The organism is Zobellia russellii (genome assembly GCF_044597075.1).
Taxonomy (GTDB): Bacteria; Bacteroidota; Bacteroidia; order Flavobacteriales; family Flavobacteriaceae; genus Zobellia; species Zobellia russellii.
This window is the reverse complement of record NZ_CP139000.1, coordinates 20,495-40,536: the sequence shown is the minus strand read 5'-3', so window position 1 is coordinate 40,536 and position 20,042 is coordinate 20,495. Positions and strand designations below refer to the sequence as shown.

The 20,042-nt window shown below is 39.5% G+C and carries 21 protein-coding genes; 12 read left to right on the top strand and 9 right to left on the bottom strand.

Features of this window, described 5'->3' with window-relative positions:
* Window positions 1-13: 13 nt before the first annotated feature.
* Genes SJY45_RS00170 through SJY45_RS00160 form a run of 3 tightly spaced genes read left to right on the top strand, consistent with a single transcriptional unit; the run spans window position 14 to window position 3,118 of the window.
* A complete protein-coding gene (locus SJY45_RS00170) occupies window positions 14-1,162 on the top strand; it encodes a TonB-dependent receptor plug domain-containing protein (protein WP_400072820.1) in 1,149 nt (382 codons plus the stop codon).
* On the top strand, window positions 1,083-2,453 hold the full coding sequence (locus SJY45_RS00165; protein ID WP_400072818.1) for a hypothetical protein: 1,371 nt from the start codon (window positions 1,083-1,085) through the stop codon (window positions 2,451-2,453). Before SJY45_RS00170 ends, SJY45_RS00165 begins: the two co-directional genes overlap by 80 nt.
* A gap of 11 nt (window positions 2,454-2,464) precedes the next feature.
* On the top strand, window positions 2,465-3,118 hold the full coding sequence (locus SJY45_RS00160; protein ID WP_215441694.1) for a hypothetical protein: 654 nt from the start codon (window positions 2,465-2,467) through the stop codon (window positions 3,116-3,118).
* Window positions 3,119-3,145: 27 nt separating this feature from the next.
* On the opposite strand, the gene SJY45_RS00155 is transcribed toward SJY45_RS00160, so the two are convergent.
* Window positions 3,146-4,294 carry a cysteine desulfurase family protein gene (locus SJY45_RS00155; protein WP_400072816.1) on the bottom strand — a complete coding sequence of 383 codons (1,149 nt, stop codon included), beginning with the start codon at window positions 4,292-4,294 and terminating at the stop codon, window positions 3,146-3,148.
* A 102-nt stretch (window positions 4,295-4,396) separates the two neighbouring features.
* On the opposite strand from SJY45_RS00155, the gene SJY45_RS00150 reads away from it, so the two are divergent.
* On the top strand, window positions 4,397-5,410 hold the full coding sequence (locus tag SJY45_RS00150; RefSeq protein ID WP_400072814.1) for a hypothetical protein: 1,014 nt from the start codon (window positions 4,397-4,399) through the stop codon (window positions 5,408-5,410).
* On the opposite strand, the gene SJY45_RS00145 is transcribed toward SJY45_RS00150, so the two are convergent.
* Complete coding sequence (locus tag SJY45_RS00145) at window positions 5,407-5,952, bottom strand: Smr/MutS family protein (protein WP_400072813.1); 546 nt, start codon at window positions 5,950-5,952, stop codon at window positions 5,407-5,409. The genes SJY45_RS00150 and SJY45_RS00145 overlap by 4 nt on opposite strands.
* A 62-nt stretch (window positions 5,953-6,014) precedes the next feature.
* Between SJY45_RS00145 and SJY45_RS00140 the strand changes: the two genes are divergently transcribed.
* From SJY45_RS00140 to SJY45_RS00130, 3 genes are read left to right on the top strand one after another with little or no spacing between them, the layout of a single operon-like run.
* Window positions 6,015-6,326 (top strand): DUF2752 domain-containing protein, encoded by a 312-nt coding sequence (locus SJY45_RS00140; RefSeq protein ID WP_289063783.1) that lies wholly within the window; start codon window positions 6,015-6,017, stop codon window positions 6,324-6,326.
* Between the two features lie 3 nt (window positions 6,327-6,329).
* Window positions 6,330-6,659 (top strand): CCC motif membrane protein, encoded by a 330-nt coding sequence (locus SJY45_RS00135; protein ID WP_215441704.1) that lies wholly within the window; start codon window positions 6,330-6,332, stop codon window positions 6,657-6,659.
* A 4-nt stretch (window positions 6,660-6,663) separates the two neighbouring features.
* Window positions 6,664-6,972: a CCC motif membrane protein gene (locus SJY45_RS00130; protein WP_215441706.1), complete on the top strand. Its 309-nt coding sequence runs from the start codon at window positions 6,664-6,666 to the stop codon at window positions 6,970-6,972.
* A gap of 71 nt (window positions 6,973-7,043) precedes the next feature.
* On the opposite strand, the gene rocD is transcribed toward SJY45_RS00130, so the two are convergent.
* Window positions 7,044-8,288, bottom strand: a complete 1,245-nt coding sequence (gene rocD, locus SJY45_RS00125; protein ID WP_215441708.1) for an ornithine--oxo-acid transaminase — start codon at window positions 8,286-8,288, stop codon at window positions 7,044-7,046.
* Window positions 8,289-8,626: 338 nt separating this feature from the next.
* Here rocD and rlmD point away from each other — a divergent pair, with 338 nt between their 5' ends.
* Genes rlmD through SJY45_RS00110 form a run of 3 tightly spaced genes read left to right on the top strand, consistent with a single transcriptional unit; the run spans window position 8,627 to window position 11,337 of the window.
* Window positions 8,627-10,036 (top strand): 23S rRNA (uracil(1939)-C(5))-methyltransferase RlmD, encoded by a 1,410-nt coding sequence (rlmD, locus tag SJY45_RS00120; RefSeq protein WP_400072810.1) that lies wholly within the window; start codon window positions 8,627-8,629, stop codon window positions 10,034-10,036.
* A gap of 4 nt (window positions 10,037-10,040) precedes the next feature.
* Window positions 10,041-10,529, top strand: coding sequence for a DUF6452 family protein (locus SJY45_RS00115; RefSeq protein ID WP_215441712.1), 489 nt, complete (start codon window positions 10,041-10,043; stop codon window positions 10,527-10,529).
* Window positions 10,510-11,337, top strand: a complete 828-nt coding sequence (locus tag SJY45_RS00110; protein ID WP_215914821.1) for a DUF6048 family protein — start codon at window positions 10,510-10,512, stop codon at window positions 11,335-11,337. The genes SJY45_RS00115 and SJY45_RS00110 overlap by 20 nt, the downstream gene beginning before the upstream one ends.
* 29 nt (window positions 11,338-11,366) lie before the next feature.
* Here the strand turns inward: SJY45_RS00110 and SJY45_RS00105 are convergent, their stop codons facing one another.
* Complete coding sequence (locus tag SJY45_RS00105; RefSeq protein WP_400072807.1) at window positions 11,367-12,536, bottom strand: class I SAM-dependent RNA methyltransferase; 1,170 nt, start codon at window positions 12,534-12,536, stop codon at window positions 11,367-11,369.
* Window positions 12,537-12,740: 204 nt separating this feature from the next.
* Here SJY45_RS00105 and SJY45_RS00100 point away from each other — a divergent pair, with 204 nt between their 5' ends.
* Both SJY45_RS00100 and SJY45_RS00095 read left to right on the top strand, forming a co-directional pair.
* Window positions 12,741-13,412, top strand: coding sequence for a ZIP family metal transporter (locus SJY45_RS00100; RefSeq protein ID WP_215441718.1), 672 nt, complete (start codon window positions 12,741-12,743; stop codon window positions 13,410-13,412).
* Between the two features lies 1 nt (window position 13,413).
* Complete coding sequence (locus tag SJY45_RS00095; RefSeq protein WP_400072805.1) at window positions 13,414-13,842, top strand: DUF4268 domain-containing protein; 429 nt, start codon at window positions 13,414-13,416, stop codon at window positions 13,840-13,842.
* Window positions 13,843-13,844: 2 nt separating this feature from the next.
* Here the strand turns inward: SJY45_RS00095 and uxuA are convergent, their stop codons facing one another.
* The 5 genes from uxuA to SJY45_RS00070 form a co-directional block, all read right to left on the bottom strand.
* Window positions 13,845-15,044, bottom strand: a complete 1,200-nt coding sequence (gene uxuA / locus SJY45_RS00090; protein ID WP_400072804.1) for a mannonate dehydratase — start codon at window positions 15,042-15,044, stop codon at window positions 13,845-13,847.
* A gap of 1 nt (window position 15,045) precedes the next feature.
* Entirely contained in the window at window positions 15,046-15,864 is an 819-nt protein-coding gene (locus SJY45_RS00085; protein ID WP_400072802.1) for an SDR family oxidoreductase, read from the bottom strand.
* Between the two features lie 2 nt (window positions 15,865-15,866).
* Window positions 15,867-17,246: a putative oxidoreductase C-terminal domain-containing protein gene (locus SJY45_RS00080; RefSeq protein WP_400072800.1), complete on the bottom strand. Its 1,380-nt coding sequence runs from the start codon at window positions 17,244-17,246 to the stop codon at window positions 15,867-15,869.
* A 119-nt stretch (window positions 17,247-17,365) separates the two neighbouring features.
* Window positions 17,366-18,742 carry a Gfo/Idh/MocA family protein gene (locus tag SJY45_RS00075; RefSeq protein WP_400072799.1) on the bottom strand — a complete coding sequence of 459 codons (1,377 nt, stop codon included), beginning with the start codon at window positions 18,740-18,742 and terminating at the stop codon, window positions 17,366-17,368.
* A gap of 16 nt (window positions 18,743-18,758) precedes the next feature.
* Window positions 18,759-20,015 carry a PmoA family protein gene (locus tag SJY45_RS00070; RefSeq protein ID WP_400072797.1) on the bottom strand — a complete coding sequence of 419 codons (1,257 nt, stop codon included), beginning with the start codon at window positions 20,013-20,015 and terminating at the stop codon, window positions 18,759-18,761.
* Between the last annotated feature and the right edge of the window lie 27 nt (window positions 20,016-20,042).

The window sequence follows — 20,042 nt, the reverse complement described above, 5'->3', positions numbered from 1 at the left end:
TGTTATTCTTTTTTTGATATTCGGTTTTACACTTTACACGAGTGCACAGACCGCTACACTTACCGGCCTTGTTATGAACAGTGCCAACGAGCCTTTAAAAGAAGTAAACATTACCTCTGGTACAATTGGCACCTCTTCCGATACAAATGGATTTTACACCCTTCAGGTTCCCGCAGATAGGGTTATAACCATTACCTTTTCTCATTTAGGCCATAAAAACGCCGTACTAAAAAACTTGGTTCTGAACACAAACGAAATTTTTGAGTTCAATCCGGTTTTAAGTACAGGTGCCATTCAAATTGCTGGAGTTACCGTTAGCCCTACGGGAAAAAAAACAGTGGAAGGCATTACTACCGTCAGCCCTGAAATCGTTAGGAATATACCCGGTGCCAATGCAGGTGTAGAGAATATTTTAAAATTGCTACCAGGTGTTTCCTCTAGCAACGAGCTAAGTACACAGTATAATGTTAGAGGCGGCAATTATGATGAAAACTTGGTATATGTGAACGAGATTGAAGTCTATCGTCCTTTTTTGGTTCGATCCGCACAACAAGAAGGAATGAGCTTTGTAAATAGTGATATGGTACAGAATGTGCGTTTTTCTTCGGGAGGGTTCCAGGCCAAATATGGAGATAAACTTTCCTCTGTTTTGGACATCACCTATAAAAAACCTTCGGAAACCGGTGTACAGTTAGACCTTAGTTTTTTAGGAGCAAGTGCATCTATAGAAACTGTTTCCAAAACCCAAAAGCTAAGCACTATAAGTGGTATTCGTTATAGAAACAATAGCTTATTAGTCAATAGCCAAGAAATCAACACCAATTTCAACCCAACCTTTGCAAATGCCCAAACCTATGCAAGCTACAAGTTCTCTAAAAAGTTTCATTTGGACTTTTTGGGAACTATTTCCATAAACGATTACCAGAACGAACCTCTAAACAGGCAAACTAATTTTGGGACTATAACCGAACCAAAAACTTTGATAGTCTATTATCAAGGTGAAGAAAACAATCGCTACAATACCGTCTTAGGAGCGCTAAAAGGTAATTATTACCTGAATGACAATACGGTCTTGAAGCTCATTGCATCCCTTTACCACACTACCGAAGAAGAATATTCAGAATGTAATTGCCCAATACACCCTTGGGAATATAGACAATGACCTTTCCGGAAACTCATTAGGTAATGCAACTAACTTACGCGGAATAGGTACCCAATTTAACCGCGCCAGAAATGAATTGGATGCCCTAATTTTCAATCTCTCCCACAAGGGAAGCCACATCAAAGAAAACCAAGTATTGGAATGGGGCGCAAAATATACACACGAAGACATTCGGGACCAATTACGCGAGTCGGAATTTATTGATTCCGTTGGTTTTTTTGTTCGGCCACCCTTAACTGAATTCAGCAATAATCAGCCCGAAGAACCTTTTGATTCACCTCTTGTTGCCTATGACGGAGTAAACGCAAGAAATTTTGTAAAGACCGATAGATTTTCAGGTTACATACAATTCAGCAACCGCATGAACGTGGGAGTACATGATTTTTATTACAATCTTGGGTTACGTGCCCATTATTGGTCCATTAATGACAAAAACAGCAAATCCGTATCGCAGGCGGTTATAAGCCCTCGCGGACAACTTTCCTTTAAACCCAACTGGAAAAGCGATATGGTTTTTCGTCTTTCCGGCGGCCTCTACCATCAACCTCCGTTTTATAGGGAACTAAGAGACCAAAACGGAACGGTAAACCCCAATATAAAGGCTCAAGAATCCATTCATTTTGTTCTTGGAAACGAATACTCATTTAACCTCTGGGAACGCCCATTTACCTTAATGAGCGAAGTCTACTATAAAAGATTGAACCATGTAAACACCTACACTTTAGAGGATGTACGTATACGCTACGTAGCCAATAACAATGCCAAAGCTTATGCACAGGGGCTTGATTTAAGGCTGAACGGAGCTTTTGTACCAGGAACGGAATCTTGGGTAAGTGTTGGATATCTAAAGACCGAAGAAAATAGCAACAACCGTGGGTACATTGCCAGACCTTCTGACCAAAGGTTAAAATTTGGTGTTCTTTTTCAAGATTACATACCTGAATTCCCCAATTTTAAAATGTACCTGAACCTAGTTTATAATACGGGAGTACCCGGCGGTTCCCCAAATTATGCCGACCCATATAATTACAATAACAGATTACCTGATTATAAACGGGCGGATTTAGGAATTTCGCATATTTTTGTTGGCGGAAACAGAACCTATCCCAAAAACCACTGGCTTCACAGATTTAAAGAGCTAAGTGCAGGATTTGAGATATTTAATCTGTTCAACAATCAAAATTCAATAACAAATACGTGGGTGAGGGATGTTGATAGCAAGCAACAATTTGCCGTTCCCAATTTCATGACAAGCCGTGTGTTTAACCTTAGGCTACGCATGCGCTTTTAGAAAACTAACTAATGAAGAAGATTTTTTTTGCCGCACTCTTACTAACATCCGTTTTAGCTAACGCACAAAAGAATATTTACGAAAGTGATAAATTTGATGCCCTGAGCGATTCGCACGAAGTGTTGGCAATTATTCCTTTTTTAGCTAATCTTGAACTTAAGGACGATATTTCAAAAGAAGAATTGAACGATCTTGAACAAAAAGAAGGCTATGCGGTGCAAAACGCCCTTGAAACCTATTTTTCAAAAAGGAAAAAGAAGAAGAAATTTTCGGTAGATTTTCAAGATGTAAAAAACACCAACGCCATATTGGCCCAGAATAAAATTGACTACAATAATATTGATGTCTACACAACCAAACAGTTGAGTGAAATTCTGGGAGTAGATGGTATTATAAGTGGAAACATGGATTTAAACGTCCTTCTGTCCAAAGGGATACCTACCGAGTTCAGCTTTATGGATTACTTTTCCGGCGATGCCAATTATGGGAGAATAGGTGTAAAAATAAGTGATGGCACCAGCGGAAAACTTCTTTGGAAATACGAAAAGAAAATCAATAAAAAGTCGGGAAAGAACACAACAGACCTTATTGACCGCATGATGAAACTGGCGGCACGTAAGTTTCCTTACGACCGCGAAAAACGAAAAGACAGGAAACAAAAGTAAAACTGAAAACTCCCCTTAAAGGGAGTTTTATTTTTCTACAAACTCCTTTAATGCCTGAATGGTGTATTCCAGCTCCTCTTTGGTGTTATACTTTGAAAAAGAAAACCGCACCGAAGGTTTTTTAAGATCTTCCTCCGATAAAATTTCCGTTAGAACATGGGATTCCAAATCGCTACCGGATTGGCATGCGCTTCCTTTGGAACAAGCTATTCCTTTTATATCCAAATGAAATAAGAGCATTAACGCTTTTTGCGAATCAATGGGTAAACAAACGTTCACCAATGTAAACGTGCTTTTATCCATAGTTCCAGAATGCCCGTTAAACTTGGCTCCGGGAATTTCCTTTTTCATCCTATCAATAAAATAAGACTTTAGTTCGCTAACATAAGCTGTCTCTTCTTCTAAATTATCATAGGCTTCCGTAAAGGCCATTTCCAATCCAACAATATTATGGAAAGATTCCGTTCCGGCTCTAAAACCACGTTCCTGAGACCCACCGGATATGAATGGTTTTAATCCTGAATTTCTTTTTATATAAGCGAAACCTATTCCCTTTGGACCATGAAATTTATGCGCTGCCGCAGTTAGAAAATCAGCAGGTACTTCTTTAACGTCCCAAGCATAATGCCCAATAGACTGTACCGTATCCGAGTGAAAAAGGGCCCCATGGGCATGACATAACGTACAGACCTTTGCAATATCGATCTTATTACCTATTTCGTTATTAACATGCATTAAACTCACCAATTTTTTGGAATCATCTTGTGTTAACAACTTTTCCAAATGAGAAAGTTCAGGGTTCCCGTAAGCGTCCAAATCAACATACGCCACATTTACACCCTTTTCATTTGCCAAATCCTCAACTGTATGGAGAACGGCATGATGTTCAATTTTAGAAGTAATGATAGTCTCCACCCCTAAATCGCGTACGGCACAACGCAAAATCATATTATCCGCTTCAGTACCACCGGAAGTAAAAATAATCTCTGCCGGATGGGCGTTCATATATTTAGCTATGGTTTTTCTAGCACTCTCTACAGCAGTTTTTGCAGAACGTCCAAAACTATGCGTAGATGATGGGTTACCGTAAAAATTAGCAAGTGCCTCCTGCATCTTTACAATAACATTATCACGTACTTGCGTAGTGGCCGCATTATCCAAATAAACCTTTTCCATTACCAAAAAATTCAATTAAGAGCCTCCAAAATTAGCGGAATTAAAGTTAATTTCTCCCTAATTCAGAATAAACTTGTCCTTTATTTCCTTTAAATTTGACACATGAAAAAAATGCTACTTTTAGGTCTATTGGCCATTTTATCTGCTTGCGACGATGGTGACCTACAAATTGAACGTGTGGATTTTGACTCCGTTGCTCTTTCCTCTTGCGGCGATGAAGACGACCCTCTGGACACTACTTTTTTCTTTAAGATTGATGGAGACGAAGCATTTTTGTTAGAATTGGAAAGCGGACTATTGCTTAACGAAAGCTCTACGGAAGGTACGCTAACCAGTACCATAGGAGGTTCTTCTAGTTTGGTTTACCGCCTTTTTTCCGATGACGTTTCGTCCGATTATTTTTGTTCTACCATTCCTGTATTGGAACCTACGGTAATTAGTGAAAATACGGCAACCGCAGGAAATATAGCTGTAAACACTAAAGTAACCGCCGTTTCTAAAGATGTAAAAACCTATTCGCACACTATTCTCATAAATGGCTTGGCCTTGACCAATGACCAAAATGAAAGTATTACGGATGCCTCTACATTAACCTATGGTACTTTTAAGACCTCCACACCTACCAGTTTTAAACTTGAGGTTCCTTTTTCCAACTATGAGTCTATAACTGATTTTTCAGAATGTGAAAGTGCTATTGTAGACGGTAGTCTTAGATTGTACAAAATCATAAATGATGAATTTGTTTCTCTTGATATTCCTTTACCGGCTTTAGCAAATGAAGTCACTATGGTAGACGAACCTAGGACCTCTACATTAGAAAATGGTGAATTTAACTATACGGTACTGGATACTATCGTAGCCGATGAAATGGTCTGTACTTCCTCTCCCCTTTCGGAAGAAATCATTAGTCATAATTTTGTTTCCTCGGGAGGAGCCATAAATGTTGAAACAGTAGCCGGGGAACCTGATGGTGCGGGAGCAATTACTTATACGCACACAATTTCCTTAGATGCCACCGTACTTGTATTAAAAGGGAATGGTGATGACGTTGCCGATGTAACACTTACCGCTCTTGACAACTTTGTTCTAGGAACCTATACTACCGTGGGGAACTAGCTATTTTGGTATATGTAGATTTCAGTGGCGCCAAGGCCGTATTTCTGATAATCTGCATCATAATATTTCACATTATCATAGCGTCTAAAAAGGTAATAAAGCTCTTCTTTGAGCACGCCCTCGCCAACCCCATGAATAAACACTACTTTTTGAATGCGCTTGCGCATAGCAAATTCCAGTTGACGTCTTGCCGTGTCTAATTGTAAGTTGAGCATTTCATGATTGCTCATACCCTTGCTAGACCTTGTTAATTGATGAATATGAAGGTCCACTTCCATTTTTGGCGCGTTGCGCTCCTTTGGCTTTAAACCTTGGGACTTTCTTTTCTTTGGAAGTTCCTTTTGCGCCTTTACTTGGTTGATTTCGAAATTGCTAACACGTATATCTCCAGTATCTACCTTAACTAGTTCATTGGCCTCGTAATCAAGCTCAAATCCGTCATTGGTCTCTATAGTTATACTTCCGCCGGAAACCTTTGTAACCTTGCCCGAGATAACATCATCTATGGTCTCTACCTTGTCCCCTATTTGAAAAACGGCCATAATTTATTTTGTATCCACAAAAATAATGGTAATTTTCCTGATAGAATTGCTAAACGGTAAAAATGCAGTTAGCCACGTTTCTTTTGGTTCTTGAAGACTTTATGCTACCATGCTTAAACAAAAAGCTTTTTGGTATTGATTGTCCAGGTTGTGGGCTTCAGCGTTCTATTGTTCTTTTTTTTAAAGGAGATTTTGGCGCTGCCTTTGATATGTATCCGGCAATTTTCACTCTTATACCACTTGTATTGTTTTCAATTGCAAGTCAATTTACCAAGTTTCGTTATGACACGTATATAAAAATGACCCTCGGAATACTGAGCGGTACTATTATATTAGTTAACTATATTCTAAAAATGACTCACCTAACCCACTAAAAAATGGAACAACACAAACTACCCAACGCCACGCTAATTCTTGTATTTGGAATCCTTTCAATAGTTACTTGCTGTTGTTATGGTATTCTTGGTCTTATATTTGGTATAGTAGCATTGGTCTTGGCCAAAAAAGCAACTGCCGTATATTTAGAAAACCCTGAAAACTACACAGATTACGGAAATGTAAAAACCGGAAAAATACTTGCTATTATAGGTATAGTGCTAAGTGTTCTTTATTTATTGATGACTATTGGTATGATTGCTTTCTTTGGATTTGATGAAATGCAAGACCCAGAAATGATGCGTGAAAAAATGGAAGAACTTTTAGGATAAAACTATGCAACAACCCTTACCGGGAGCGAGTAACGCCCTAACCTTTGGAATTCTTTCAATTGTATTGACCCTGCTTTGTTGTGGCCCCTTTGGTGCTATTTTCAGCTTCATTGGTTTATCGCACGCTAAAACTGCGCAACGCACTTTTGACCAAAGTAATGGTGAATATACAGGTATTGAAAATGTTAAAACGGGAAAAACGCTATCCTATGTAGGCTTGGCCCTAGCAGCCGTTTACTTGCTGATCAGCATCATTTATTTTGGAGCTATAGCCGCTATACTTATTTCCGCAGCTTCTGGAGGTGATTTTTAAAACTGAAATACTATTCTAAACAAAAAAGCCTGAAACTAAGTTTCAGGCTTTTTTTTATTGTTATCTCAAGATTATCTTTCAAACTGTTTCAATGTAGTTTTAATAATCTGAACACAATCTAGTAACTGCTCTTTGTTCATTACTAATGGTGGTGCAAAACGAATAATATTACCATGGGTAGGTTTTGCCAAAAGTCCGTTTTCCTTGAGGGCCATACAAATGTCCCAAGCGGTAGAACTCTCTTCCGTATCATTAATAAGTATAGCGTTCAGGAGACCTTTACCCCTAACCCCGTTAACTATGTTACACCCTTTAATGAACTCACTAAGTTCTGCTCTGAACAAAACACCCAATTCTTCGGCGTTTTTAGCCAACTCTTCATCTTTCACTACTTCCAAGGCAGCCATAGCTACGGCGGCAGCAATAGGATTACCTCCAAAAGTACTTCCGTGATTCCCCGGTTTAATAACGTTCATGATATTGTCATTGGCCAAAACTGCGGATACAGGGTATGCCCCGCCAGAAAGTGCCTTTCCTAAAATAAGGATGTCCGGTTTTACGTTTTCATGATCCACGGCCAACATCTTACCTGTTCTGGCAATACCGGTCTGTACCTCATCTGCAATAAACAGAACATTGTGCTTCTCACAAAGCGCCTTTGCTTCACGTAAATATCCTTCAGAAGGAACATAAACCCCGGCCTCACCTTGAATTGGTTCAACAAGGAAACCTGCAACATTGTTATTTTGCTCTAAAGCATCTGCCAATGCTTTAAGGTTATTGTATTCAATCTTAATGAAACCTGCCGTATACGGTCCAAAATTCTTACGGGCCACAGGGTCGTTAGAAAAAGAAATAATAGTAGTGGTCCTACCATGAAAATTGTTTTCGCAAACAATAATCTGTGCTTCGTTTTCATTCAGGCCTTTTTTCTCATATGCCCATTTACGACAAAGTTTTAAAGCGGTTTCAACTGCTTCGGCCCCAGTGTTCATAGGCAACAACTTGTCAAACTGAAATGTATCGGTCGCATATTTTTCATACTTACCCAACATATCATTATAAAATGCCCTTGAGGTAAGTGTTAAGGTCTGTGCCTGATCGGTCATGGCCTTAACAATTTTGGGGTGACAATGCCCCTGGTTTACTGCGGAGTAGGCCGAAAGAAAATCGTAATACTTTTTTCCTTCAACATCCCAAACATGTACACCTTCACCTCTGTTAAGTACAACAGGCAATGGGTGATAGTTGTGTGCTCCGTGCTTTTCTTCCAATGCAATAGCATTTTCAGATGTGATTTTTTCTAAAACTGACATGATAAAATTACTTTAAAATAAAACTTCAGTAATTCCTTCTATACCTTTATCCTTTCGAAGATTCGAAAATTCAGCGTGGGAGAGAAATCATCCTTGTAGAATTGCAAATCTATAAAATTTAGTTATCAGTTCTAAAAGAACCTGCCAAAAAGCGACCAAATGTTTATTTAACAAGACTTTAGGGAAGGCATAAATTTTATGGTTTCAGAATTAAAATAACCTTCATTATTGTTTTTCTGTACAGATCTACAAGTATAAAATCCATATTTAACTATTTTTAATAAGCCCTATCGTAAAGAGAGTTATAATAAATGCCATGGGATGCTTACTTTTGCCGCATGCGAAGAAAGAACAGGCGACAGGTATTCGAGAACATAGAGGTTGTAGATGCCGGTGCAAAAGGAAAAACAATTGGTAAAGCTCCCGATGGGAGGGTCATATTTTTGACCAATACCGTACCTGGTGATGTAGTTGATGTACAGACTACTAAAAAGAGAAAAGCTTATTTTGAAGGTGTTGCGACGTCTTTTCACAGCTATTCAGATAAGCGTACAGAACCACAATGCCAACACTTTGGCGTTTGTGGAGGTTGCAAGTGGCAAGATATGGGGTATGAGCACCAACTCTATTACAAGCAAAAGGAAGTTGAGAATAACCTGAAACGAATTGGACATCTTGAACTGCCGGAAACCACTCCTATTCTAGGTTCTGAGGATCAATATTTTTACCGTAACAAAATGGAGTTCTCTTTTTCGGATAGCCGCTGGCTAACCTTGGAAGAAATTCAATCTAACGAAGATATTGCGGATAAAAATGCCTTGGGTTTTCATATTCCGGGAATGTGGGACAAAATATTGGACATTAAAAAATGTCATCTTCAGCAAGATCCGTCCAATGCCATTAGGTTAGAAACCCGTGATTTTGCAATTAAAAACGGACTCACATTTTTTAATCCGCGAAATCAGCATGGCCAATTGCGCACCCTTATGATACGAACAGCATCTACGGGTGAACTTATGGTCATGATACAGTTTTATGAAAATGACAAGGCTAAACGAGAGCTGCTTTTAAATCACCTTAGAGAGACATTTCCTGAGATCACTTCGCTTTTATACGTAATTAATCAAAAGCAGAACGATACTATTTACGATCAAGAAATTGTTTGCTTCTCCGGTCGCGACCATATTTTTGAAGAAATGGAAGGGTTGAAATTTAAAATCAACGCAAAATCATTTTACCAGACCAATTCGGCACAAGCGTACGAATTGTACAAACTTACTCGTGAGTTTGCAGATTTACGAGGAAACGAACTCGTATACGACCTCTATACCGGTACCGGGACCATTGCTCAATTTGTTTCCAAAAAAGCAAAGAAAGTAGTAGGTATAGAATCCGTGCCGGAAGCTATTGCAGATGCCAAGGCCAATGCCCTTAGAAACGAAATTAGCAATGTAGACTTCTTTGTGGGCGATATGAAAAACGTCTTCAACCAAGAGTTCATAGACGCCAATGGTACTCCGGATGTTATTATTACGGACCCTCCAAGGGATGGTATGCACAAAGATGTGGTACAACAAATCTTGAACATTGCACCTGAAAAAGTGGTTTATGTGAGTTGTAACAGCGCCACACAGGCCCGAGATTTGGCCCTAATGAAAGATATGTACCAAGTTGTAAAAGTTCAACCGGTGGATATGTTCCCGCAAACCCATCATGTTGAAAATATTGTACTTTTGAAAAAGCTATAGCTTTATGAACAAACTCAAAATACTTTTTATAATCGCCTTGGGAATTCTCTCCTTCTCTGCCTGCGAAAAAGATGATATTTGTACGGATGCGGATACACCCCAATTGGTCATTCGCTTTTATGATGCGCTCAACCCAACAGAGTTTAAAGATGTTCAAAACCTAATTGTTTGGGGCATTTTAGATAACCAAGGTAAAGACACCATAGACAATATAGCACTAGATAGTATTGTTCTGCCCTTGCGCGTGGATGCCAGCAGCACTACGTTCGCCATGTCCAGACAGTTGAGTATTGATGATGTAAATGTGGATACATTAACCTTTAGCTATGACGTAAAAGAAATCTACGAGTCCAGAGCTTGTGGTTACATTGCCAATTTTGAGAACTTAGAGGTAACCGTACAACAAGACGATTCCGTTTGGGTCCAGACCATAGATGTTGATAATGCACTTATTGAAAACACAGCTTCAGCCCATGTTAAGATATTTCACTAGTCTCTTTTTTCTTTTGATTATTGCTACGGGATTTTCCCAAAGCGAACCTATAGACCTGAACAAAAAAGATACCACCGTTTATAAGCAACGTTATGGCCTTAGAGTTGGTGTTGATTTAAGCAGACTTGTGGTCTCCTTTTTTGAGGACAATTACACAGGGTTGGAACTAGTGGGAGATTATAGGCTTACCCAAAACCTATATTTGGCCGCCGAACTGGGCAACGAGAAAAAAACTATTGGCACACCCTTAGGTCCTGATGTTGACATAGAAAGTGGGGATTTATATACCTTTACAACGTCTGGCAGTTATATTAAAGCGGGTATAGATTATAATACGTACGGCAATTGGTACGGTGAACAAAACATGATATATATTGGTGGCCGTTTTGCGTTTAGCACGTTTAGCCAAGAACTGGACGCTTATAAGATTTTTGATACCAACCGCTATTGGCACCCTGAGGATTTTGCTGCAGCAACCGATGCCCTTGGTAAATACGAAGGCCGAAATAAATCCTGGTTGGAATTTGTTGCAGGGGTTAAGGCCGAAGTTTTAAGAAATCTCTATTTTGGTGCAAGTGCCCGCTTAGGCATTTTAATAACCAATAAACGCCCAGAAAACGAGCTTGACGATCTATTTATTCCTGGCTTTAACAAAGTTACCGATGGTAGTCGCTTTGGTGTAGGCTACAACTTTTCTCTCAGTTATCTCATTCCGCTTTACAAAAAGAAAAACGAGCCTAAAAAAGAAGAACCCCAACCCCAGCCCGAACCAAAACCTAACGGAAAAGACAGGCCTAAAAAGCAATAAGCAAATAGCTTTAAAATAGAGTTAGACAACTACTCTTTGTCTTTATTCATGTACTTAGCTTTTTTACTGCCTTCGTACATTACATACTTTACCAAGCGAGATTCCAAATGACTGTTGAATACCTTTATTTTTCGCGACGGTCTTAAGCCTACATACTTAAGTGCCTCCATATTGGAAGTAATAAACCAAGCATCCGTACCTGGGTACTTTTGCTTTAAGGTATCGCCAATGGATGCATAAAAATCCTCCATATCCAAATTCAATCGTTCTCCATAAGGCGGGTTAAAAACCATGTGTAGCTTGCCATCGGTAAACTTTTCGGTGTCAAAAAAGTTCTTTCGCTCAATGGATATATATTCGGAGAGGTTAGCATTCTCAACATTGTCAGTTGCCTTGCGAACCGCAGAAGGGGCTTTGTCATACCCTATTATTCTATGATGGAATTCACGAACCTTGTTAAGACTTACATCTACAATCTTATCAAACAAATCTTGGTCGAAATCATGCCATTTTTCAAAAGCAAATTCCTTTCTATTGATATTTACCGGAATGTTACAAGCAATCATGGCCGCTTCGGTAAGCATGGTGCCACTACCACACATGGGGTCAAGAAAATCGCACTGCCCGTCCCATCCGCTCATGAGCAAAAGGCCCGCTGCCAATACCTCATTGATCGGTGCTATATTGGTAGCCGTACGATAGCCCCTTTGGTGCAAGGACCTGCCTGAACTATCTAAGGACACATTACAATGGTCATTATGAATATGTATATTGATGCGTACATCCGGAAACTTTACATCTACACTAGGCCGGCTTCCATCCATATCCCTAAACTTATCTACAATGGCATCCTTAACTTTTTGGGACACATAAAGTGAATGTGTAAAATTATCCGAGTTTACCGTAGAATCTATAGCAAAGGTGGTATCTACCGAAAGATAATCCGTCCAATCCATGGCATATATCTTTTTATATAGATCATTTTCACTACGAACCGAAAAAGAATGAATAGGTTTAATGATCTTTATAGCTGTACGCAAACACAGATTGGCCTTGTACATAAAGCCGGTATCACCTTCAAAAGCAACATTTCTTACTCCTTCTACTACATTGCCGCCACCTAAGTTACGGATTTCCTTGGCCAAAATCTCTTCAAAACCAAAGAGGGTCTTGGCGACCATTTTAAAATTTTTACTCATGTCTTATTCTAAAGTTGCCGCAAAAATACAGTATTTTAGCCGGAGAAATACGAACCCGCCCATTGCTTTCTTAAATGCCGTTCGTCCTTTCAATACCGGAAGGATAAAATTGCTTTTCTGAAACATTAAAAAAATAGGGTTCATAGCTGTAATTACCGCTAGAATTCAAGACTAAGAGCCTCTATATAAACGATTTTTCCGTTAATGAATTACGCTTTACCAATTTTTGCCGTTCTGTTGAGCTTTGCTTTTGTTTATGTTGTGAAACCTGACAACAAGAGCCATTTTAAATTACTCCTGGCCTTTAGTGGTGCTTTTCTTTTGGCTCTTACTTTATTTGAACTTTTTCCTTCTGTGTACGAACATGGCAACGCAAAAAATGTAGGCTTGTTCGTAATGCTTGGAATTTTGCTTCAAATTATTCTGGAGTTCTTTTCTAAAGGAGCGGAACATGGACACGTTCACCTGGACAAAGAAAAGAAACTTTTCCCTTGGTTACTTTTTGGAAGTCTCTGTCTTCACTCTTTTCTGGAAGGCTTTCCCATACACCACCACAACACCATTATTTACGGTATCTTAATTCACAAGGTGCCCATAGCCATAATTTTAAGCATTTTTCTATTAAATTCTAAAATCCCGATTACCAAGGCATTTTTGTTCATTACCATTTTTTCTTTAATGACACCTTTAGGGAGTTATATTGCGAACCATACGGATTATGCAGACACTTACTTTGCATCAATTAATGCATTGGTCATAGGTGTGTTCCTTCATATTTCTACGGTTATACTCTTTGAAAGTTCCGAGGGCCATACCTTTAACCTCCGCAAGATAATCGCCATTATTTTTGGTATTGCAATCGCATATTTTTTATAGGATGTTCAGCAAAGCGGAATCAAAAAAATTACGGGAAGACTTCTGGATCGCTTTTGGAAAATCGTATCCTAGAAAGTGGATACTGTACAACACCAAAGTGAAAGGTCTGGTCTTTAAATTTCATTTTGATCTTAAAAAGGCGATGGTTTCCATTGATATAGAGACCGATGACCTTGAAAGACGCATTACCCTTTGGGAGAAATTCCAATCTCTACAATCTCTTCTACAGTCAGAAGAATACCTTCCGGAAGCGGTCTTTGATGAAGCCTTTTTTCTTTCCAACGGAAAAGAAATTTCAAGAATATACGTGACCCTAGAAAACGTTTCTATCCACAATAAAAATACTTGGCAAGAAACTATGATTTTCCTTAGTCAACAGATGGTCCAAGTAGAACTGTTCTTTGAAGATTTTAGGGAGGTTTTAGTGTAGCATCAAACCAATTTCATCTGATGCCGAATTCCTTTCTCAAGCCCTGTTAACTGTGCCATACCCAAAGCCCTACCAATTAATGAATACCCAGGATAGAAATCGCTCTGTCGTTTTTTATCATCAAGCAAAACATGGCCGTGATCAGGCCGTAAAGGAATGGCTACATCTGTTCTTCCGGACTGTTTTCGTCTTAGCTGTTCTTTTATAAAGGCTTCCATTACATCATCCATTGCCACGGAACCATTAAGGTGTTCGGCCTCATAAAACTCACCTGAAGCACTTAATTGTACATTCCTTAAGTGGATAAAATGAATACGGTCTCCAAAGTCCTCTATAATTTTCACCAAATCATTATTGGGAGAAGCTCCCAATGAACCGGAACAAAAGGTAAAACCGTTATGTTTTGAAGGGTAACAATCACGAATAAATGTCAAATCCTCGTAGGTTGAAGTGATTCTTGGAATACCAAAAACCGAGAAAGGCGGGTCATCTGGATGAATGGCCATATGAATACCCAGCTTTTCAGCCTCTGGCAATATAGCTTTAAGAAAATACGCCAAATTTTCTTGAAGTTCCCTCTTTGATATCCGGCTTACCATCGCTAATTTTTCCTTAAAAACGGACATCTCAATTGACTCCTTACTTCCCGGTATACCGGCAAGAATGGCCTTCTCCAATGTGTTCTTTTCTTGCGCGGACAAACTGCTAAAATAGGCTTCCGCCTTAGTTACCACTCGCTCTTCATATACCTCAGCGGCATGCTCCCTTTTCAGTATAAAGAGGTCAAAAGCAGCTATGGCGATAGGGTCATAAAGTAAACTGGATGTTCCATTAGGTAACTGGTAATCTAGATTGGTACGCGTCCAATCTATAAGGGGCATAAAATTATAACAAATTGTATAAATGTTATACTGGCCAAGATTCTTAAGTGTTTGGATATAATTGTTAATATACATATCCCTTTCAGGAAGTCCGTATTTAATGGCATTATGGATGTTTACGCTCTCTACTACGGACCATTCCATACCATGCTGTTCGATTTGATTCTTCACATTGGCAATGACCTCTACGGGCCACACCTCACCCGTAGGTATGCTGTGGCAAGCCGTAACAATACCTTGAGCCCCTAGCTGTGCAATATCGGCCAAGGTTACTCCAAAATTAGGCCCAAACCAACGGTAGGTCTTCTTTAAATACTCCATATTAGACTCCCGTAAAAGAATTAAAACCACCATCTACATCGTAAACGGTACCGGTTACGAACGAAGATGCTTCGCTTAAGAGGTAATGCACCATTCCATTGAGTTCGGAGGCATCGCCAAAACGGTTCATTGGAGTTTTTGCCAATATTTTTTTGCTGCGATCCGTATAGGAACCATCCTCGTTAATCAAAATTTTTCTGTTCTGATTCCCTATAAAAAATCCCGGAGCTATAGCATTTACGCGAATTTTATCACTGAATTTTGTCGCCAATTCTTCAGCCATCCATTTGGTAAATATATCAATACCCGCTTTGGCCATGGAATAGCCCAACACCCTGGTTATAGACTGTTTTGATGCCATAGATGAAATATTGATTATAGAACCACTGCCCTGCTCAGCCATTAATTGGCTCATTACAATTGTGGGGAGTACACTCCCAAAAAGGTTAAGGTTTACCACTTCTTTGGTATCTTTCAGAGAAATATCAAAAACGGTTTGATCAGGGCGAAGTGTTGCTCCCGGCAGATTACCCCCGGCCAAATTAATCAGACCATCAATTGCACCATGGGATTCCTTTATTTTCTCCTTTAGAGCAATCAATTCCTCTTCCTCCATTACATCTACTACGTAAGAAATAGCGCTATTACGGGAAATACGATTTAGTGCATTTCTTTTATTATCCAGTTTATCTGCCGATCTACCCAGAAGTATTACACCAGCACCATTCTTAACTAAGTACTCAGCAATGGAACCTCCTAAAACTCCGGTTCCTCCAGATAAGGCAATGGTTTTGTTCTTTAAATCAAAAAGGTCGTTCATATCTAGTTTTTCTTGGCCATTTCATAGGCTTTGGTAGTCGTGTAGTATTTACTGATCATATAGGGCACTTCCCATTCAGGCAGTTTCCCGGCCTTCAAATACTTCAAATAATTTTCGGTTACCTGGCCAAAATGAGCCTCATGTCCAATTTTAAAGGTGTCGGGAATATTAATTTTATAGCTCCCACCTTGCATTTTCCCCATTGTGGTACCTTTAAACTGCTTTGCTATATTATCAGAAATAGCTTTGTTCAACACCTCTTCAAATCCGTCTTTTTGATGTGGTACAATGTACAGGACAGGTTTATACCCCTCTTCTTTTCCTTGTTTGATAACAAGATTACTTTTGGTGCCTCGCATGATACTATAATGAGTATCGCCTGTGCCTTCAGGCGCTTCATAATTCCATATTACGGATACCTTGGCGTGCTTTCCATTTATTTTATAGACCATTTCTCCATTACAGAAAACATGTAGCTTATCGTCTTTAATATCCTTTTCCAAATAACCTGGATATCCCTCTAGACCGGTAACCTTCTGAAATTCGTCTGTTGTAAGTACAGTAGGCCAACGTTTGGCCTTTACCATTTCTATATTATTAGTATCTATTACTTGATTGGGAAAAGCCTCCCATTGCACCAAATCTACCAAGTGGGTGGTTACATCTACTATGCCTTCGCCTTCTTCGTTTACATCAAAAAACCAGGCCGGACGCACTAATGGTTGACCGGAAACATATTTAAAAAAGTGATGTACACTCTCTTTGCTAATTGCAGGTTCATCTGGCGTACCGTTCACTAATTCCCCAAAAACATCGGGCAACGTTGAAAAGGTTTTTTGCATTAAGGTTGTAGACTCAAAACGCTCGGTCATGATGTCATAAATCAATACCCCGTTCTTTTCCGCAATATCAAAAGCCAGTTGTAATTTTTTAAACCCCTCCGGATTTATAACCAAAGGCTTGTCTGCATAGACGTTCAATCCAGCCTTTACCGCCTCAAGAACATAATCTATTTTTTTACTGTTCTTACCCGCTACGATCATAACGTTACCGGGTTTATCGGTAATCATTTTTTCCAAATAATCATCGCCTAAATATTTTTCTACCTTCCAAGCCGTAGGGGCCTCTTTCCTAGAATTATACGAGTTTATTTTATTTAAAAAATCCTGTACTTCCGGACCTTTCGGGGCAAAAAGATAAATAGTGGAGTCTACTTGGGGATACATTTTTTTTTGAACCAATGCCGCATGAAAGTGCCCTGGATCCAGCGTCATCATTTTTACTTTATCAGGAGACTCCTCTTTGACCATTTTATCATCTGTTTTTTTCTCACCACAAGCAATGCAGAGCAGCAAAACTAAAAATGTAATCTTATTTTTCATGTATAGGTTGTTAGTCTTTGCCTTTTACCAAATATCGGCAAAAGGTTCTTCTATCTATATAATAAATGTTTAGGAAGTTGCTTAAAAAGCCCGCTCACATTGAGCGGGCTTTTCTTAATTTAATACTTTACCGTATCCGTTCCGTAAGGCTTTCTTTGCTCACGGCGTAACATGGCGTTGGCCTCATCATCGTTAATAAACACTTCTTTGTCATAGTCCCATTCCAGTTTTCTATCAAACTGCATGGCAATATCACTGATCAAACAAATAGCACAAGCCTTATGCCCTTTTTCAATAGGTGAAATAGGTGCTTTTCTAGTTTTGATACAATCTAACCAGTTCCCATGTTGATCATCAATTTTTTCTAGGTGAATTTCGTTTTCCCCAATAACCGATTCTAAAATTTTAGGGTCCGAAGCATTTAATGCTCTACTACTCTTTTCCTTATCCACAGGGTCCGTGGCCGAAGCTTGATAAGAACCACGGGAAACGAAAATCCATCCGTCTGTACCTTCATAACGAATTCCGTTGGTATACCCTCCACTGGTATATACAGTAATGCCATTGTCATACTCATGCTTAACGAAGAAATCGCCATGAACGTTCCACAATCCGGATTTTGGAAACTCGGCTAGGGCTTCTACAGAAACCGGTCCATTTAACTCTGTATTCATTCCCCATGCCGCTGAATCGTAATGGTGCTGACCCCAACCGGTAATCATTCCCGCTCCATAATTACGAGAACGCAACCAGCCCGGTCTACTATAATCAGCTTGGGGGTGTACGCCTATTTCAGTATACGGAACTTCTGGCGTAGAGCCCAACCACATATCAAAATTCAAGTTTGAAGGTACGGGCATTGCTGGAGCCTCAGGACCGGCAGGATCACCGGGCAAACCAATTTTTACCGTATGGATTTTACCAATACGTCCATTTCTCACCAATTCTGCTGCAACCCTGAATTGTGGCATGGCACGTTGTTGTGTTCCAACTTGCAAAATAGCACCCGTTTTCTGAATAACTTCGCGCAATTGCTGACCCTCCCTTACCGTTAAGGAAGTAGGTTTTTGAAGATAGATGTCCTTCCCTGCTAAAGCAGCTTCCATAGCAGGCTGTGAATGCCAATGATCGGGCGTACTAATTACTACGGCATCAATATCCTTGTTCAAAAGCATTTCGCGATAATCTTCGTACACTTTAGTTCGGTCATATTTAGCCTTACCCGTTTTCTTCTGGTAAAACCCGTCTACTAGAAGTTTGGCATCTGCAGCGCGTTTAGAATCAAGATCGCACACGGCCAAATAATTGGCCTGATCAAAACGTATAGTATCGTGAATATCATGACTTCTGGCGATACGACCGCAACCGATTTGACCTATGTTTATTTTATTACTAGGCGCATTTTTACCCAAAACATGGGCCGGTACAATACTTGGAAAACCCACCAAAGCGGCAGTACTTAAAGCAGTTCTGTTTATAAATTTTCTTCTCTCCATGTTGGTAATACGTATTTTATTTATTGATTAATTCTATTTGATTTTCACTTGCGAACGATTGCCAGTACGCTTCTGCTTCCTCAGCATTTAAAGTACCATCAAACACAACCATACGGTAATTTAATTCATAATTTTTGTTCGGTTCTATTTTCCATTCCTCATGACGAATAGGACAAAACTCAAAAAACATATCACCCCTACCTCCATTAGCATCTATAGGCCATATACGCATGGGCTCCGGATGGTTTCTGTTCTTTGGGTGACTTATGAACAAAATGCCGTTGGTCCCTTTTCCGTCCGACGCTTCCCCTGATACAATACACCATCTGGCGTTTGTACCGTCTGCCGTTAAACGATCATTGCCTTCCGAAGTCAAAACCGAACAATTATCAGCCTTCCAACGTTCGTTAAACCGAAGTCCCAATCCTCCACCGTAGCGGTACGCTTCAAACAAAATACCATTTTCCAAAGGCGAACTGAACTCACTTTTATAATCGAACATATAGCGGTCCGGTCTGTTCAAATCCCATAAACGCACCTTAAGATTTTCATTTAGGGCCACTTGGGGCTCCTCTTTGGTCTTCAGGTCTATATGTTCTTGGGCCGCGGTAAACGAAGTAAAAACATTACCTGACTCCTCTTTTTTAAATTCCTTAAAAAGAACCGTACCCATACCTTCGCCCAAGTTCCAAAAATCTACCCGCTCACCATCTACTTGCGTATGTGTCCATGGTCCCCAAAGACCATAATGATGATAGTGGTCATCTGGTTGAATACGCGTAAGCGTATCTCCTTTTGGAGTAATAATTGGGTGAATATATCCCGATTTTCTAAAAATAGAATCTGCACCTACCGGTGGATACGTGATCTCATACCGATATGAAATAACTGGTTTGTCCTGAAGCCTTAACTGCAAATTCCCGTTTTGTTTTTGATTAGAAACACCCGTGCCGGATTTTGATGCTGACATCCCGTTTTCCAAGCGAAAATTTAAAGTCTCATCTTCACCATTATCTACGACCGGAACAAACCAGATTCTACTCTCATTTTCGTCTAATTGAAACGGAACCTCAATATCTTCCTTTCCGGTTTCCTGAAAAAGGACCATAGCTTCGTTAAAATCAATTTGATTGGCATCAGCATTTTTTAAATCAAAATGTACAGGTTGGGCCAAAAAAACTCCGTCACCTTTTTTTACCGCAAAGCGGATTGAATTTTTAGTATTACATGACCAAGCGGCCGTAATAAGAATAAATAGAACAATTTTATGCATAAACAGTATTTAGATGACGGAATTTAA

Bases quoted from the DNA above. Each gene is read 5' to 3' on its own strand.
- SJY45_RS00075 (WP_400072799.1), bottom strand. From the start codon at position 18,742: ATGGAGAGAAGAAAATTTATAAACAGAACTGCTTTAAGTACTGCCGCT.
- SJY45_RS00150 (WP_400072814.1), top strand. From the start codon at position 4,397: ATGAAAAAAATGCTACTTTTAGGTCTATTGGCCATTTTATCTGCTTGC.
- SJY45_RS00145 (WP_400072813.1), bottom strand. From the start codon at position 5,952: ATGGCCGTTTTTCAAATAGGGGACAAGGTAGAGACCATAGATGATGTT.
- SJY45_RS00160 (WP_215441694.1), top strand. From the start codon at position 2,465: ATGAAGAAGATTTTTTTTGCCGCACTCTTACTAACATCCGTTTTAGCT.
- SJY45_RS00070 (WP_400072797.1), bottom strand. From the start codon at position 20,015: ATGCATAAAATTGTTCTATTTATTCTTATTACGGCCGCTTGGTCATGT.
- SJY45_RS00110 (WP_215914821.1), top strand. From the start codon at position 10,510: ATGTTAAGATATTTCACTAGTCTCTTTTTTCTTTTGATTATTGCTACG.
- SJY45_RS00080 (WP_400072800.1), bottom strand. From the start codon at position 17,246: ATGAAAAATAAGATTACATTTTTAGTTTTGCTGCTCTGCATTGCTTGT.
- rocD (WP_215441708.1), bottom strand. From the start codon at position 8,288: ATGTCAGTTTTAGAAAAAATCACATCTGAAAATGCTATTGCATTGGAA.
- SJY45_RS00115 (WP_215441712.1), top strand. From the start codon at position 10,041: ATGAACAAACTCAAAATACTTTTTATAATCGCCTTGGGAATTCTCTCC.
- rlmD (WP_400072810.1), top strand. From the start codon at position 8,627: ATGCGAAGAAAGAACAGGCGACAGGTATTCGAGAACATAGAGGTTGTA.
- SJY45_RS00095 (WP_400072805.1), top strand. From the start codon at position 13,414: ATGTTCAGCAAAGCGGAATCAAAAAAATTACGGGAAGACTTCTGGATC.
- SJY45_RS00155 (WP_400072816.1), bottom strand. From the start codon at position 4,294: ATGGAAAAGGTTTATTTGGATAATGCGGCCACTACGCAAGTACGTGAT.
- SJY45_RS00100 (WP_215441718.1), top strand. From the start codon at position 12,741: ATGAATTACGCTTTACCAATTTTTGCCGTTCTGTTGAGCTTTGCTTTT.
- uxuA (WP_400072804.1), bottom strand. From the start codon at position 15,044: ATGGAGTATTTAAAGAAGACCTACCGTTGGTTTGGGCCTAATTTTGGA.
- SJY45_RS00085 (WP_400072802.1), bottom strand. From the start codon at position 15,864: ATGAACGACCTTTTTGATTTAAAGAACAAAACCATTGCCTTATCTGGA.
- SJY45_RS00130 (WP_215441706.1), top strand. From the start codon at position 6,664: ATGCAACAACCCTTACCGGGAGCGAGTAACGCCCTAACCTTTGGAATT.
- SJY45_RS00140 (WP_289063783.1), top strand. From the start codon at position 6,015: ATGCAGTTAGCCACGTTTCTTTTGGTTCTTGAAGACTTTATGCTACCA.
- SJY45_RS00105 (WP_400072807.1), bottom strand. From the start codon at position 12,536: ATGAGTAAAAATTTTAAAATGGTCGCCAAGACCCTCTTTGGTTTTGAA.
- SJY45_RS00135 (WP_215441704.1), top strand. From the start codon at position 6,330: ATGGAACAACACAAACTACCCAACGCCACGCTAATTCTTGTATTTGGA.